General features: G+C 37.3%; 15 protein-coding genes. 10 read left to right on the top strand and 5 right to left on the bottom strand.

Annotation, left to right across the window (positions count from 1 at the left end; genetic code table 11):
- Positions 1 to 353, top strand: a 353-nt coding sequence (locus tag EAL87_RS06190; protein ID WP_488782842.1) for an ATP synthase subunit B family protein, incomplete at its 5' end; no start/stop codon positions are given.
- 201 nt (positions 354 to 554) lie between these two features.
- On the opposite strand, the gene EAL87_RS06185 is transcribed toward EAL87_RS06190, so the two are convergent.
- From EAL87_RS06185 to EAL87_RS06175, 3 genes are all read right to left on the bottom strand, one after another.
- Positions 555 to 1,691 carry a potassium channel family protein gene (locus EAL87_RS06185; protein WP_000461980.1) on the bottom strand — a complete coding sequence of 379 codons (1,137 nt, stop codon included), beginning with the start codon at positions 1,689 to 1,691 and terminating at the stop codon, positions 555 to 557.
- Between the two features lie 148 nt (positions 1,692 to 1,839).
- On the bottom strand, positions 1,840 to 2,028 hold the full coding sequence (rpmB, locus tag EAL87_RS06180; protein WP_001119000.1) for a 50S ribosomal protein L28: 189 nt from the start codon (positions 2,026 to 2,028) through the stop codon (positions 1,840 to 1,842).
- A 99-nt stretch (positions 2,029 to 2,127) separates the two neighbouring features.
- Entirely contained in the window at positions 2,128 to 2,970 is an 843-nt protein-coding gene (locus EAL87_RS06175; RefSeq protein WP_120913736.1) for an HpaA family protein, read from the bottom strand.
- Between the two features lie 125 nt (positions 2,971 to 3,095).
- On the opposite strand from EAL87_RS06175, the gene mraY reads away from it, so the two are divergent.
- Positions 3,096 to 4,157, top strand: coding sequence for a phospho-N-acetylmuramoyl-pentapeptide-transferase (gene mraY, locus EAL87_RS06170; RefSeq protein WP_120913734.1), 1,062 nt, complete (start codon positions 3,096 to 3,098; stop codon positions 4,155 to 4,157).
- A 1-nt stretch (position 4,158) separates the two neighbouring features.
- Positions 4,159 to 5,427: a UDP-N-acetylmuramoyl-L-alanine--D-glutamate ligase gene (gene murD / locus EAL87_RS06165; protein WP_120913732.1), complete on the top strand. Its 1,269-nt coding sequence runs from the start codon at positions 4,159 to 4,161 to the stop codon at positions 5,425 to 5,427.
- Positions 5,428 to 5,431: 4 nt separating this feature from the next.
- Here murD and EAL87_RS06160 read toward each other — a convergent pair whose 3' ends face one another.
- The gene (locus EAL87_RS06160) at positions 5,432 to 5,692 is read right to left on the bottom strand and encodes an HP0495 family protein (protein ID WP_120913729.1); all 261 of its coding nucleotides are present in this window, start codon (positions 5,690 to 5,692) and stop codon (positions 5,432 to 5,434) included.
- Entirely contained in the window at positions 5,682 to 6,083 is a 402-nt protein-coding gene (gene ybgC, locus EAL87_RS06155; RefSeq protein WP_000543550.1) for an acyl-CoA thioesterase YbgC, read from the bottom strand. The genes EAL87_RS06160 and ybgC overlap by 11 nt, the downstream gene beginning before the upstream one ends.
- 229 nt (positions 6,084 to 6,312) lie before the next feature.
- Between ybgC and EAL87_RS06150 the strand changes: the two genes are divergently transcribed.
- Genes EAL87_RS06150 through EAL87_RS06120 form a run of 7 tightly spaced genes read left to right on the top strand, consistent with a single transcriptional unit; the run spans position 6,313 to position 15,357 of the window.
- Positions 6,313 to 7,641, top strand: a complete 1,329-nt coding sequence (locus tag EAL87_RS06150; RefSeq protein WP_120913728.1) for a sodium-dependent transporter — start codon at positions 6,313 to 6,315, stop codon at positions 7,639 to 7,641.
- 10 nt (positions 7,642 to 7,651) lie between these two features.
- A complete protein-coding gene (locus EAL87_RS06145) occupies positions 7,652 to 8,980 on the top strand; it encodes a sodium-dependent transporter (protein WP_120913726.1) in 1,329 nt (442 codons plus the stop codon).
- Positions 8,981 to 8,995: 15 nt separating this feature from the next.
- Complete coding sequence (locus EAL87_RS06140) at positions 8,996 to 10,063, top strand: phospholipase A (RefSeq protein ID WP_120913724.1); 1,068 nt, start codon at positions 8,996 to 8,998, stop codon at positions 10,061 to 10,063.
- A 55-nt stretch (positions 10,064 to 10,118) separates the two neighbouring features.
- Entirely contained in the window at positions 10,119 to 11,243 is a 1,125-nt protein-coding gene (dnaN, locus tag EAL87_RS06135) for a DNA polymerase III subunit beta (RefSeq protein WP_120913722.1), read from the top strand.
- Between the two features lie 12 nt (positions 11,244 to 11,255).
- A complete protein-coding gene (gene gyrB, locus EAL87_RS06130) occupies positions 11,256 to 13,577 on the top strand; it encodes a DNA topoisomerase (ATP-hydrolyzing) subunit B (RefSeq protein ID WP_120913720.1) in 2,322 nt (773 codons plus the stop codon).
- A 45-nt stretch (positions 13,578 to 13,622) separates the two neighbouring features.
- The gene (locus EAL87_RS06125; RefSeq protein ID WP_120913742.1) at positions 13,623 to 14,615 is read left to right on the top strand and encodes an adenine methyltransferase; all 993 of its coding nucleotides are present in this window, start codon (positions 13,623 to 13,625) and stop codon (positions 14,613 to 14,615) included.
- Complete coding sequence (locus EAL87_RS06120; RefSeq protein WP_120913718.1) at positions 14,602 to 15,357, top strand: R.Pab1 family restriction endonuclease; 756 nt, start codon at positions 14,602 to 14,604, stop codon at positions 15,355 to 15,357. The genes EAL87_RS06125 and EAL87_RS06120 overlap by 14 nt, the downstream gene beginning before the upstream one ends.
- Positions 15,358 to 15,440: the final 83 nt, after the last annotated feature.

Below are 15,440 nucleotides of genomic sequence, written 5' to 3'. Positions count from 1 at the left end.
TAGAAAATCAAATAATAGAAGCCACTACAAGGCTTTTAACGAGCTATCAAATCTTTTTAAACCAAGCACGAGATAACGCTAATAACCAAATCACAGAAAACAAAACCCAAAGCCTTGAAGCGATCACACAAGCTAAAACGAGCGCTAACAACGAAATCAACACGAACAAGACCGCAAGCCTTGAAGCAATCACACAAGCTAAAACAAGCGCTAACAACGAAATCAACACGAATAAAACGCAAGCGATCAATAACATTAACGAAGCTAAAGAAAACGCTAACAACGCAAATAATTCCAAAAATCCTTTCAATAAAGAGGGCTTTAAAAGGGTTATGACATTAACTCTTATTTAGCGTATGGGTGTGAGAAAAATAAGCCTCAAATCCGTTTAAATCTTGGATCTGTTCTCATCAAACATGAATGGCTAAAGCTTTTTGACTAACGCCAAGCTCTTTGCTATGGATTATAAAAAATGTTTTTAGCATTTTTTAGATTTCATTATCCATATTTGATGAGAGCTAAGCCTTTTTATTTTATAAAAAGGGCTGTATCAATCACAATGAAATGTAATCCACTTCTTTGGGTCTTTGATGGTTAGCAATGAGTTGCTTACAGGTCGCAACGCCTTCTGAAGTGCCAACCATTAATAGCTTGGATTCGCTTGCAATGATCGTTTCTCCATCGGGCATGGGGATGTATTTGCCATCTTTTTGAGTGATACCAATCACAAACGCTTTAGCGATCTCTCTAAAATGGGCTTCTTTTAATTTCCTTAACACAAGCCAACTGGTTTTAGGGACAATCACTTCTTCTAAGTCTAAAAGCGTGTCTTTTTTATTGATAAAACGCTCTAAGATATTTTCCATATCCGGGCGCACCGCCATCGCGCTCACTCTCTGCGCCATAAGCTTTGTAGGGGAAACCACCATATCAGCCCCTAATTTTTTTAATTTTTCTAAGCCTTCATCGCTATGCGCGCTCGCAATGATGTAGTAAGGTTTGCGCTTCAATTCCTTTTCAAACAAGCGCACGCTCACCATTAACGCCACATTCACCGGTAAAATCTTAGACAAAGCCACAACACCCCTAGCGCTGCTTAAGTGGGTTTTTAGCATGGCTAAATTGGTGTGCGGATCGCCTATGATATAGTAGGGGTATTTGTGTTTAATGGCTTCTTCTTCAAAACTAGGGTCATTATCCACGACCACAAAAGGGATTTGAGCAGAGCGGAACTGCTTGCTCAATTCAATGGTGTATTCATTGTGGTAACAAATCACATAATGATCCTTAAGGCGCGCGATTTTATAAATCATACCTTTCTCCTTAATCAATCTGGTAAGCGTGCCTTTATTGACTACGCTAACTAAAATAGCCACGCTAAAGGCAATAATTCCTGCCCCAAAAAACATTAAAATGGAAGTTAAAAAAATACTTATAGGCCCAAACTGGCTTTCATTTAAAGCACCAAACCCTGTAGCTGTCATGGTGTAAGTCGTTTGAAAGAAAGCTTGCATAAGGCTATAATTTTCTAGGGCGAAGTATCCCAGAGTGCCTAAAAGCACAAGCAATTGGATTAAAATAAGCGGGAGTCTAAAGACCTTAAATTGCTCATAGATTTCAGAATTTAAATTGACTTCTGGCTGAATTTCATCGTCTTTTTTGATTTTAAAAAATTTCAACTTTTCAAACAAAACCAATTCCTAGATCAAAATAAATTCTTTTGAAAGCGTTTCATTTTTAAACTCCCTTAAAATATCAAGCCCAATCGCACCAAATTGATATTTAATAAAGAAGTTTAGTTTTAAGGGTTTTTAAAGATGTTATAAAAACCCTAAACGGCTAAGCCCCTTTACGCATGGTTCTTAAAGTGGAAGCAGCCACTTTAATGCGTTTAGTCGTGCCGTCGTCTAATTGGATTTTAATCGATCGCAAGTTAGGGAGTAAGCGGCGTTTGTTTTTGTTGTTCGCATGACTGACATGATTGCCTACCATAGGCCCTTTAAAAGTTAAAGCACATCTTTTTGCCATTGTGTATCCTTAATTATTGAAATAAACTTTGCATTATACTCAAAATAGCCTTTAAAAAGACTGATTTTAAGGCTAATTTTTAAATGGTTCGTTTAAGAACTACTTTTTTTGAGACATAGAACTTTTAAAGCCTTTCATTCTATCAATAGTGTCTCGGTATTTGGCAATATTTTCTTCTGTAAGTTCTGTTACAGCTTTTTTCATGACAACGGCATACATCCTGTTTAAGATCTTATGTGTCGCATCTTCTTTATTCTTTTCCAAATCTTCATGGATAATGCTGTTAGAAGAATCAAACCCTCCAGAATTACTGTGTTTATAAGTATAGGTCATTGCCTGAAAAGTCCCTACTTCCACAGCAAAATCATGGATTACACGATTGCTTTCTGGCTCATAAAAATTAAACCATACAGAGCCTGAGCTTTGATCCACTAGCGTGTCCAAATTAGGATTATTGGGATCTTTTAAATTCATTTTCAAATCTTCTAAGATTCCTACCCACCCTTTCAAATCCAAAACGGAAAAAATCTTTCTCTTATCTTGCGCGCTTAAAGCTTTTTCATCTTGAAAACGCAACACTTGATAGCCTCTTTTTTCAAAAATAGTTTGGATTTGATTGACTAAAGCGTCTTGAAACTTATCAATATAGGGTTTTAGATTATCGCTCACTTGAATGTGCGGCGCTAAAATACCTACAACATGATGGTTTTGTGGGGCTTGAACAATATGTATCGGATAATTAAAATCTAGTGGCGTAACATGTTCAGAGCTTGTTTGCATTCTTTCATGAGTTTGAGCTGGTTGTTGATTTTTGGCGTTATTTGGTGTCTTTGTTTCAGCGCTTGGATTCATCGCACAACCAATCAACACGCTTGAAAGCCCTAAAGCCACCAACATTTTAGAATAAATTCTAACTTTTTTAAAGATAAACGAACGCTCCATAAAAGACTCCTAAAAATTAAGATGAACTCTCATCATATCCTATTCATGCTATTTTTAAGTAAACCAATTTGCGCTACAATTTTCTTTTTTTCTAAATTTCAAGCATGGCGATTTTAGGGGATTTTATGCTCTATTCTTTACTATATGGCTATTTCAATATCAATCTTTTCCAGTATTTGACCTTTAGAGCAGGGTTAGGGTTTTTCATAGCCTTTTTCCTCACGCTTTTTTTAATGCCTAAATTCATTCTATGGGCCAAGGCTAAAAAGGCTAACCAGCCCATTTCTAGCTTCGTGCCAAGCCACCAGAATAAAAAAGATACCCCTACGATGGGGGGGATTGTGTTTGTTTTTGCAACCATTGTTGCGAGCGTGTTGTGCGCGTCTTTGGGTAATCTTTATGTGTTGTTAGGGATAATCGTGTTAGTGGGCTTTAGTTTTGTGGGTTTTAGAGACGATTACACTAAAATCAACCAACAAAATAACGCCGGAATGAGCGCGAAAATGAAATTTGGCATGCTTTTTGTCCTTTCGCTTGTGGTGTCTGTTTTATTGAGCCTTAAAGGGTTGGACACTTTTTTATATGCGCCGTTTTTGAAAAACCCTTTGTTTGAAATGCCCACGATGTTAGCGGTTGGTTTTTGGGTGTTGGTTTTTTTATCCACGAGCAATGCGGTGAATTTAACCGACGGCTTAGACGGCTTAGCGAGCGTGCCTAGCATTTTCACCCTCTTAAGCCTTTCTGTCTTTGTGTATGTGGCAGGGAATGCGGAATTTTCTAAATACTTGCTCTATCCTAAAGTCATAGATGTGGGGGAATTGTTTGTTGTCTCGCTGGCGTTAGTGGGATCGCTCTTTGGCTTTTTGTGGTATAACTGCAACCCGGCAAGCGTGTTTATGGGCGATAGCGGGAGTTTGGCTTTAGGAGGGTTTATCGCTTATAACGCTATTGTTTCGCACAATGAAATCTTACTCGTTTTAATGGGATCTATTTTTGTAATAGAAACTTTGTCTGTGATCTTGCAAGTAGGGAGCTATAAAACCCGTAAAAAACGCCTTTTTTTAATGGCGCCCATCCATCATCATTTTGAACAAAAAGGTTGGGCAGAAAATAAGGTGATCGTGCGTTTTTGGATCATTTCTATGCTGAGTAATTTAGTCGCTCTTTTAAGCTTGAAGGTGCGTTAAAATGAAAATCTCTTTATTTGGGCATGGCAAAACCACTCTAGCCTTAGGGCGTTTTTTTAAAAAAAACCATAACGAAGTCACATTTTTTGATGATAAATTCCCTTCATCTTTTAAAGATAGCGAGGGTTTTCTTTGCTATCCCAGTAAGGATTTTAACCCTAATGATTCCCAACTAGAGATAGTCAGCCCTGGCATTAGTTTCACGCACCCTTTAGTTATAAAAGCCAAGCATTTAATGAGCGAATACGATTATATTGACAGCTTGTTTGATTCTGTTTTCACGCCCACTATAATAAGTGTTAGCGGCACTAATGGTAAAACCACCACGACAGAAATGCTCACCATGCTTTTAGAAGATTTTAAGGCTGTGAGTGGGGGGAATATCGGCACGCCCTTGATTGAATTGTTTGAAAAACAATCGCCCTTGTGGGTGTTAGAAACAAGCTCCTTTTCTTTGCATTACACTAATAAGGCTTACCCTTTAATCTACTTGCTCATCAATGTAGAAGCCGATCATTTGACTTGGCATTGCAATTTTGAAAATTATTTGAACGCTAAACTCAAGGTTTTAACATTGATGCCTAAAACTTCGCTCGCTATCCTCCCTTTAAAATTCAAAGAGCATTCAAGCGTTCAAAACTCGCAAGTGCAAAAAATCTTTTTTGACACAAGCGAAGAGATTTTAAAATATTTAGAAATCCCTTCTAACACTCTTTTTTTTAAGGGAGCGTTTTTACTAGACGCTGCCTTAGCCCTTTTAGTTTATGAGCAATTTTTAAAAATAAAGAATTTAAAATGGCAAGATTATAGAGAAAACGCCCTTAAAAGACTGAACGCTTTTAAAATCGGATCGCATAAAATGGAAGAATTTAGGGATAAACAAGGGCGTTTGTGGGTAGATGACAGCAAAGCCACGAATATTGATGCCACCTTACAAGCCCTAAAAACCTTTAAAAACCAAAAAATCCATTTGATTTTAGGGGGCGATATTAAAGGGGTCAATTTAACCCCCCTTTTTGAAGAATTTAAAAACCATGAAGTAAGCCTTTATGCCATAGGCTCAAGCGCTTTCATCATCCAAGCCTTAGCGTTAGAATTTAATGTTTCTTGTCAGGTTTGTTTGGAGTTAGAAAAAGCGGTTCAAGAAATTAAAAGCGTTTTATCGCAAAATGAGGTCGCTTTGCTTTCACCCAGCGCGGCCAGTTTGGATCAATTTTCTTCATATAAAGAAAGGGGTGAAAAATTCAAGGCGTTTGTTTTAAAAAATTAAAAAATTAAAGCGTATGCACTACAGCGTCTAATTGTGAAATTTTTTGAAAAATCTCGTTCCGTTCTGCTTCGTTTGAAACTTCCATAGAAACGTTAAAGCTATAAAATTTAGCGTTTTTAGAAGTGTTTTTCAATTCCAATTTAAAGGGGCGTTGGTAGGTTTCTAAAAGCTCTTTTAACACGCTTGTATCTTTAGTGGTCATAATCACCCTATAATCCCAAGCACAAGGGTAAATAATGGTGGGTTTTCCTGAATCAGACGGCATTGAGTAGCTCCTTAAACAATTTAGGAATGGCAATAGGGCTGTATGTGGAACGATTGACAAAGCCAAACTTGATTTCTGAAGCAAACACTTTAAAAGGCTTCATAGGCTCTAAAGAAGCGTTCTGGATGCAATAAATTTCTTGAAAAAGCACCACAAAAACCTTTCTTAATTCTTTAATTTGCGTTCTTATTTCTAAGACCTGCCCAAGGCTTGCGGGGGTGAAAAAATCCGCTTTGATAGAGCGGATAACAAACACGCCTTCTTCATTTTCTGGCAAGACATTTTTTTTAAAAAAGAACTCGCTCCTAGCCCTTTCGCAATATTTCAAATAATTCGCATGATAGACCACGCCTTCAGAGTCGGTATCTTCGTAATATACCCTACAGTGCATTAATTCCCCTTACTTAAATAATGAAATTTTCTTAAAATTATACAATATGTAACTTAACTATAGTATAATCTAGGGGCGTTGCTCTATATTTTTAGGTATTTTTAAAGTGGGTTTTTTCTTAAATCTTAAGATCTTTAAAGATTTTAAAAAACTAATACAGCAATAGTTGGACGATTGAAGACATAGCTCTTTAATTTTAATCATTGACAAGGAGTTTGGTAGTTTAAAAATGGGTAATCATTTTTCTAAAATAGGATTTGTTTTAGCGGCATTAGGAAGCGCGATAGGTTTAGGGCATATTTGGCGTTTCCCCTATATGACTGGGGTGAGTGGTGGGGGTGCTTTTGTCTTATTGTTTTTATTTTTATCTTTAAGCGTTGGCGCGGCGATGTTTATCGCTGAAATGTTACTCGGGCAAAGCACGCAAAAAAATGTAACAGAAGCTTTTAAAGAGCTTGACCTTAACCCTAAAAAACGCTGGAAATACGCAGGGCTTTTGCTTATTTCTGGGCCTTTAATACTGACTTTTTATGGCACTATTTTAGGTTGGGTGCTTTATTATTTGGTGAGTATTAGTTTTAATTTGCCTAACAGTATCCAAGAATCTGAACAAATCTTTAATGATACCTTACAATCCATTAGGTTACAATCCATAGGGCTTTTTAGCGTTTTATTGATAACCGGATGGATTGTTTCTAGGGGGATTAAAGAAGGCATTGAAAAACTCAATTTGGTTTTAATGCCCTTACTCTTTGCTACTTTTTTTGGTTTGCTTTTTTATGCGATGAGCATGGATTCTTTTTCTAAAGCTTTTCATTTCATGTTTGATTTCAAACCGAAAGATTTGACTTCTCAAGTGTTTACTTATTCCTTGGGGCAGGTTTTCTTTTCTTTAAGCATAGGTTTAGGGATCAATATCACTTATGCTGCGGTTACTGATAAAACGCAGAATTTGCTTAAAAGCACTATTTGGGTGGTTTTATCAGGGATTTTGATTTCTCTTGTGGCAGGGCTTATGATTTTCACTTTTGTGTTTGAATATGGGGCGAATGTCTCACAAGGCACAGGGTTAATCTTCACTTCTTTACCGGTGGTTTTTGGCCAAATGGGAGCGATAGGTATTCTTGTTTCAGTTCTTTTCTTGCTCGCACTCGCTTTTGCTGGCATCACTTCTACGGTAGCTTTATTAGAGCCAAGCGTGATGTATCTTACCGAAAGGTATCAATACTCTCGTTTTAAGGTTACTTGGGGTCTTGTAGCGCTAATTTTTATCGTAGGCGTGGTGTTGATTTTTTCGCTTCATAAAGATTATAAAGACTCACTCACTTTTTTTGAAAAAAGTCTTTTTGATTGGTTGGATTTTGCATCAAGCACCATTATCATGCCTTTAGGCGGGATGGCAACCTTTATTTTTATGGGCTGGGTTTTGAAAAAAGAAAAATTGCGTCTTTTGAGCACGCACTTTTTAGGCCCTAAATTGTTTGCATTTTGGTATTTCTTGCTTAAATATATCACCCCTTTAATTGTGTTTTCCATTTGGTTGAGCAAGATTTATTAAAATATTTGGCATGGGAAAATTTTCTAAATTAGGCTTTATTTTAGCCACTTTGGGTAGCTCTATCGGTTTAGGGCATATTTGGCGCTTTCCTTATATGGTAGGTCATAATGGGGGGAGCGCGTTTGTGCTTTTATATCTGGCGCTAACCTTGAGTTTAGGCATTGCTATGCTTTTAGTAGAAATGCTGATCGGGAATTTGGGTAGAAAAGACGTTGTTTCTAATTATCAAATACTAGATCCTAAAAGGAAAAAATATTACCCTTTCACTTCTTTTTTTATTTTAGGCGGCCCTCTCATTTTATCCTTTTATGCGGTGGTGTTAGGCTGGGTGCTTTACTATCTTTTTGTAGTAACTTTTGATTTGCCTAAAGATTTAGAGCAAGCTAAAATGCAATTTAGCATGCTCCAAAATGGCAGTTTAATCTGGCCTGTTATTGGCTTTAGTGCATGCTTATTGCCGACAATATGGTTTGTTTCTAGGGGGATTGAAGAAGGGATTGAAAAATTAAATGTCGTGCTTATGCCGTTATTGTTTGTGATTTTCATAGGGCTTTTAATCTATGCGATGACTTTAGAAAGCATGCCTAAAGCTTTGCGCTTTTTATTTAATTTTGAGATTCAAAAGATTGATTTTAAGGTTGTTATGGACGCTTTAGGGCAGATGTTCTTTTCTTTGAGTTTGGGGGTAGGCACGATTATTACTTATTCAGCTTTTACGCCCAAAAAAGAAAATCTATTCAAAAGCTCTTTATTTATTGTCTTGCCCGGTATTTTAATCTCTTTGATTGCTGGGGTGATGATTTTCACCTTTGTGTTTGAATACCATGCAGATGTGTCTCAAGGGCCAGGGCTTGTTTTTATTTCCTTACCTTTGACTTTCGCTAAAATGGGAATCAGTGGGCAGATTGTATCGCTTTTTTTCTTTATAGCGCTTGTTTTTGCCGGGATCACTTCCACGGTTTCTTTGATAGAGCCTTTAGTGCTTTATCTTATTAATCGTTTTAATTTTTCGCGCACTCAAGCGTCGCTATGGATAGGGGTTGTTGTGTATGTTTTAGGCGTTTTAGTCATTCTTTCTATGAATGAACGATACGCTAAGTTTTTGAGCTTTGCCCATAAGAGCGTGTTTGGGTGGCTGGATTTCATCACTTCTTCATTTTTAATGCCTTTGGGAGGCTTGTTTTCAGTCTTGTTTGTGGGATGGATTTTAAATAAAAAGCGCTCTTTTTTAGCCACGAAGTATTTCTTTAACGCAAACGCTTTTAAAGCGTGGCATTTTAGCGTTCGTTTTATCGCGCCTGTAGTGATTTTAGCGATTTTCATCTTGCAATTTAAGTGAAAATAAGGATGCTTGATGAAAAGCATTTGGCTCTTTATGATTTTTGTAGTTTGTCAGTTAGAAGGCAAAAAATTTTCACAAGATAATTTCAAGGTGGATTATAACTACTATTTGCGCAAACAGGATTTGCACATCATTAAAACGCAAAACGATTTGTCCAATGCCTGGTATCTCCCTCCACAAAAAGCTCCCAAAGAACATTCTTGGGTGGATTTTGCTAAAAAATATTTAAACATGATGGATTATCTAGGCACTTATTTTCTGCCTTTTTATCATAGTTTCACCCCCATTTTTCAATGGTACCACCCCAATATCAACCCGTATCAACGCAATGAGTTTAAGTTCCAAATCAGTTTTAGAGTGCCTGTATTTAGGCATATTCTTTGGACTAAAGGCACGCTTTATTTAGCTTATACCCAAACTAACTGGTTTCAAATTTACAATGACCCCCAATCCGCTCCCATGCGAATGATGAATTTCATGCCTGAACTCATTTACGTTTATCCTATCAATTTTAAACCTTTTGGGGGTAAGATAGGGAATTTTTCTGAAATTTGGATAGGTTGGCAGCACATTTCTAATGGCGTGGGGGGTGCGCAATGTTACCAGCCTTTTAATAAAGAGGGTAATCCTGAAAACCAATTCCCAGGAGAGCCTGTAATCGTTAAAGATTATAACGGGCAAAAAGATGTGCGCTGGGGGGGGTGCCGCTCGGTGAGCGCGGGGCAACGCCCTGTGTTTCGTTTGGTTTGGGAAAAGGGAGGCCTAAAAATCATGGTCGCTTATTGGCCCTATATCCCTTATGATCAATCCAACCCTAATTTGATTGATTATATGGGGTATGGTAACGCTAAAGTTGATTACAGGAGAGGGCGCCATCATTTTGAATTGCAACTTTATGATATTTTCACGCAATACTGGCGTTATGATCGCTGGCATGGAGCTTTCCGCTTAGGCTATACCTATCGCATTAACCCTTTTGTGGGGATTTATGCGCAGTGGTTTAACGGCTATGGCGATGGCTTGTATGAATACGATGTTTTTTCCAATCGTATAGGGGTAGGAATACGCTTGAACCCTTAAAAAAGCGTTCTTTTATGCTATAATAAGACTAAAAATTCAAGGGGATTATTCAGCTATGAAAATCAGTGTTAGTAAAAACGATTTAGAAAATGCTTTGCGCTATTTGCAAGCTTTTTTGGATAAAAAGGACGCTTCTTCTATCGCTTCACACATCCATTTGGAAGTCATTAAAGAAAAGCTTTTTTTAAAGGCTAGCGATTCCGATATTGGGCTAAAAAGCTATATTTTTACGCAATCTAGCGATAAAGAGGGCGTTGGCACGATCAACGGGAAAAAGTTTTTGGATATTATCTCATGCTTAAAAGACTCTAATATTATTTTAGAAACTAAAGATGATAGCTTGGTGATCAAACAAAATAAAAGCTCTTTCAAACTCCCCATGTTTGACGCTGATGAGTTCCCTGAATTCCCTGTTATTGATCCCAAAGTGAGTATAGAAGTCAATACCCCTTTTTTGGTAGATGCGTTTAAAAAGATCGCTCCTGTGATTGAGCAAACCAGCCACAAAAGGGAATTAGCCGGTATTTTAATGCAATTTGATCAAAAACATCAAACCCTTTCGGTGGTAGGCACGGATACCAAGCGGCTCTCTTACACGCAGTTAGAAAAAGTCTCTATCCATTCCACTGAAGAAGATATTTCTTGCATTTTACCTAAAAGGGCTTTATTAGAAATCCTTAAGCTTTTTTATGAAAATTTCAGTTTTAAAAGCGATGGCATGCTAGCGGTGGTTGAAAACGAAACGCACACTTTTTTCACCAAGCTCATTGATGGGAATTACCCCGATTATCAAAAAATCCTCCCCAAAGAATACATTTCTTCTTTCACTTTAGGCAAGGAAGAATTTAAAGAGAGCATTAAGTTGTGCAGTTCTTTAAGCTCCACCATTAAACTCACTTTAGAAAAAAACAACGCTTTGTTCGAATCTTTGGATTCTGAGCATAGCGAAACGGCTAAAACCTCTGTTGAGATTGAAAGAGGTTTGGATATTGAAAAAGCCTTTCATTTGGGCGTGAACGCTAAATTTTTCCTTGAAGCCTTGAACGCCTTAGGGACAACGCAATTCGTTTTACAATGCAATGAACCTTCTTCGCCTTTTTTGATCCAAGAGCCTCTTGATGAAAAGCAAAGCCACTTGAGCGCTAAAATTTCCACTTTGATGATGCCAATCACATTATAAAGGCTTGATTGAATGCAAAATTACCAGAGCCATAGTATTAAGGTTTTAAAAGGCTTAGAGGGGGTTAGGAAACGCCCTGGAATGTATATTGGCGATACCAATGTGGGTGGGTTGCACCACATGGTGTATGAAGTCGTGGATAACGCTGTGGATGAGAGCATGGCGGGCTTTTGTGATGCGATTAATATCACTTTGACTGAGGAGGGGTCATGCATTGTAGAAGATAACGGGCGAGGCATTCCTGTAGATATCCACCCCACGGAAAAAATCCCCGCTTGCACCGTGGTTTTAACGATATTGCATGCGGGGGGCAAGTTTGATAATGATACTTATAAAGTTTCAGGCGGTTTGCATGGCGTGGGCGTTTCGGTTGTGAACGCTTTAAGCAAACGCTTGATTATGACCATTAAAAAAGAGGGTCAAATCTATCGTCAAGAGTTTGAAAAGGGTATCCCCATTAGCGAGCTTGAAATCATTGGCAAAACCAAAAGCACTAAAGAAAGCGGCACGACTATTGAATTTTTTCCTGATGAAAGCGTGATGGAAGTCGTTGAATTTCAAGCGGGTATTTTGCAAAAGCGCTTCAAAGAAATGGCGTATCTTAACGACGGCTTAAAAATTTCTTTCAAAGAAGAAAAAACCCAACTGCAAGAGACTTATTTCTATGAAGACGGCTTGAAACAATTCGTTAAAGACAGCGCTAAAAAAGAATTGCTCACCCCCATTATTTCGTTTAAAAGCATGGATGAAGAAACGCGCACTTCTATAGAGGTCGCTTTAGCGTATGCTGATGATTATAATGAAAACACTTTAAGCTTTGTAAACAACATTAAAACTTCTGAGGGTGGCACGCATGAGGCGGGCTTTAAAATGGGCTTGTCTAAGGCGATTTTACAATACATTGACAATAATATTAAAACCAAAGAGTCGCGCCCCATCTCTGAAGACATTAAAGAGGGCTTGATCGCTGTTGTGAGCTTGAAAATGAGCGAGCCTTTATTTGAAGGGCAGACTAAATCCAAACTCGGCAGTTCGTATGCGCGCGCGTTGGTTTCAAAATTAGTCTATGATAAAATCCATCAGTTTTTAGAAGAAAACCCTAACGAAGCCAAAATCATTGCTAATAAAGCCCTACTAGCTGCAAAAGCCAGAGAAGCCAGTAAGAAAGCCAGAGAGCTTACCAGGAAAAAAGATAATTTGAGTGTCGGCACTTTGCCTGGAAAATTAGCCGATTGCCAGAGTAAAGACCCCTTAGAGAGTGAGATCTTTTTAGTGGAGGGCGATAGCGCGGGCGGGAGCGCTAAACAAGGGCGCGATAGGGTTTTTCAAGCGATCTTGCCTTTAAAGGGTAAGATTTTAAATGTGGAAAAAAGCCATTTGTCAAAAATCCTAAAATCAGAAGAAATTAAAAACATGATCACGGCTTTTGGGTGCGGCATTCAAGAGAGTTTTGATATAGAAAGATTGCGCTATCATAAAATCATTATCATGACCGATGCTGATGTGGATGGGAGTCATATCCAAACCTTGCTGATGACTTTTTTCTATCGTTATTTGCGCCCACTGATTGAACAAGGGCATGTTTATATCGCTCAAGCCCCTCTTTACAAATACAAGAAAGGCAAGACAGAAATTTATCTTAAAGACAGCGTCGCTTTGGATCATTTTTTAATTGAGCATGGCATCAATTCGGTGGATATTGAAGGGATTGGCAAGAACGATTTGATGAATTTGTTAAAAGTGGTGCGCCATTACCGCTACGCGCTTTTGGAATTAGAAAAACGCTACAACTTGCTAGAAATTTTACGCTTTCTCATTGAAACTAAGGACGCCTTAAGCCTTGATATGAAAGTTTTAGAAAAAAGCATTTTAGAAAAATTAGAGGGCTTGAATTATCAGATCTTACGCTCTTTTGCTACTGAAGAAAGCTTGCATTTGCATGCGCAAACCCCTAAAGGCTTGGTGGAATTTAATTTAGATGACAACCTCTTTAAAGAAGTGTTGTTTGAAGAAGCACATTACACTTACCAAAAGCTTATGGAGTATAATTTAGATTTCTTGGAAAATAAGGATATTTTGGCGTTCTTAGAAGAAGTGGAAAATCACGCTAAAAAGGGAGCGAATATCCAGCGCTATAAGGGACTGGGCGAGATGAACCCTAATGATTTATGGGAAACGACCATGCATAAAGAAAACCGCAGTCTCATCAAACTCAAAATTGAAGATTTGGAAAAAACCGATGCAGTTTTTTCGCTTTGCATGGGCGATGAAGTAGAGCCTAGAAGAGCCTTTATCCAAGCGCATGCTAAAGATGTGAAACAGCTAGATGTGTAAGGGATTTTGATTAGAACCCCTAAACATTTAACCAAACAAGAGAGCGTGAATTTAGGGGCTTACTACACGCCCCCTTATTTAGTAGATTGTGCTTACAAGCTTTTAAAAAAGCATGTTGGTATTGAAAACTACACGCTTTTAGACACCGCATGTGGCAATAAAGAGTTTTTAAAACTCCACCACCCTAAAAAAATAGGAGCGGATATTGACCATGAGTGTGATGCTTTAATGATAAACGCTCTAGCCAATCCTAAAAGAGAAAATTATGGCATTAGCCAAGATGAGCCTTTAATCATCGTGGGCAATCCCCCCTATAACGATAGAACCTCCTTTATCAAACAAGATATTAAAAATAAAGATTTCATTTTTGAGATAGACAACGATTTGAAATCTAGGGATTTAGGGATAAGTTTTTTAAAATCTTTTGCAATTTTAAAGCCGGCGTTTATTTGCGTGTTACACCCTTTATCTTATCTCATCAAAGAAGCTAATTTTAAGCAATTAAAGCTATTTAAGGATCATTACAGGCTTTTAGACGCTTTGGTTGTTTCTTCTAAATCTTTCACTAAAAGCAACGAATTTCCTATTGTGATAGCTTTATATGAGCGAGGGCGAATGGACTATGCAGATATTAGGCGTTTTATTTTTCCAACTGATTGCGATACGACGCTATGTTTAAACGATTTTGACTATATAGCCAATTATGTGGATAAATACCCTAACGCTAAAAAGGTTGGGGCATGCGTGGGCTATTTTTTCCCTATGCGAGACATTAACGCTCTTAAACGCAACAAAACTTTTTTAAACGCACCAAGTGCTAATGCGGTGTATATCAGTCAAGATAAATTGATTTATTACCAATATATCCATTATTTTAAGGAAATCGCCCCTAAAATCCCTTATTATTTTGGTAATTTGGATATTATCATTGATCATTTCGCTTTTTTAGAAATTAAAGACGCTTTTTTAAAAGATAAACGAGCGCGTTTAGAATATTTTAAAAAATTGTTTCAAGGACACCCTTGTGAGTTTGATTGAGATTGATGATGATAAAAAAGTAATTGAGGTTTCTATTCCTTTAACTTCAATTTCAGGCAAAGTGCGTGTGAAAATCAGACATGCCTTTAGCGATTATGGTATTTCAACAGCGACCAGAAAAATCCCTTTTAGTTTAAAGCATTATGTAGAGTGGCAAATCGGTTATGATGTCCCCATTAAAGATAAAGAAAAATTGGAGCTCACTACTTTAAAAGATGAAAAATATCATTTTTTAGGGGCTAATAATAAAGTAAAAACTCTTTATGAATTGAGCGAAATGATTTATTACGCTAAGCAATTAGGTTTAATCAGTTTAGAAAATTTAGAAAATACTTTAAAATATTTAGAAAAACAAAAACAATTTATAGAAGATAATTTTATGATTACAAGAGAAAGATTTAGATCGCATCAATTTGATGGCATGGATTTTGAACTTTCACGCATCTCTTACCCTTTACTCATTCATTCTTTTAACGATAATCAATTGAGTGAAATCGTTATTAGAGAACAACAATACGGCTCTAAAACCCAAGCCATGCTGTATTTTTGCTTTTCTGTTTTGGAATTAAAAACCACTACCCCCTTATTAAACAGAACCGCTGCACTCAAAGAACATGCTTTTTTAACCATCCATAAAACCAACGCTCTTGTGTTTTTAGAAATGCTTAAAATTTTTGGACTTTTAAGCCAAGCGCACCATAACGATGTGTTAAAGATTTTAGAAAAAATACTTCAAAATTAACAATGATACGAATTGTTAAAAAGGGAATATCCAACGCTATAAAATCTAGGCGGGATAAAACCATTTATGAGAAACCACCATGC

Origin of the sequence: Helicobacter pylori (genome assembly GCF_003636935.1) — a bacterium.
GTDB lineage: Bacteria > Campylobacterota > Campylobacteria > Campylobacterales > Helicobacteraceae > Helicobacter > Helicobacter pylori_CH.
Note: the sequence above shows the minus strand (reverse complement) of the source record. Positions and strands in the feature narration are given on the sequence as shown.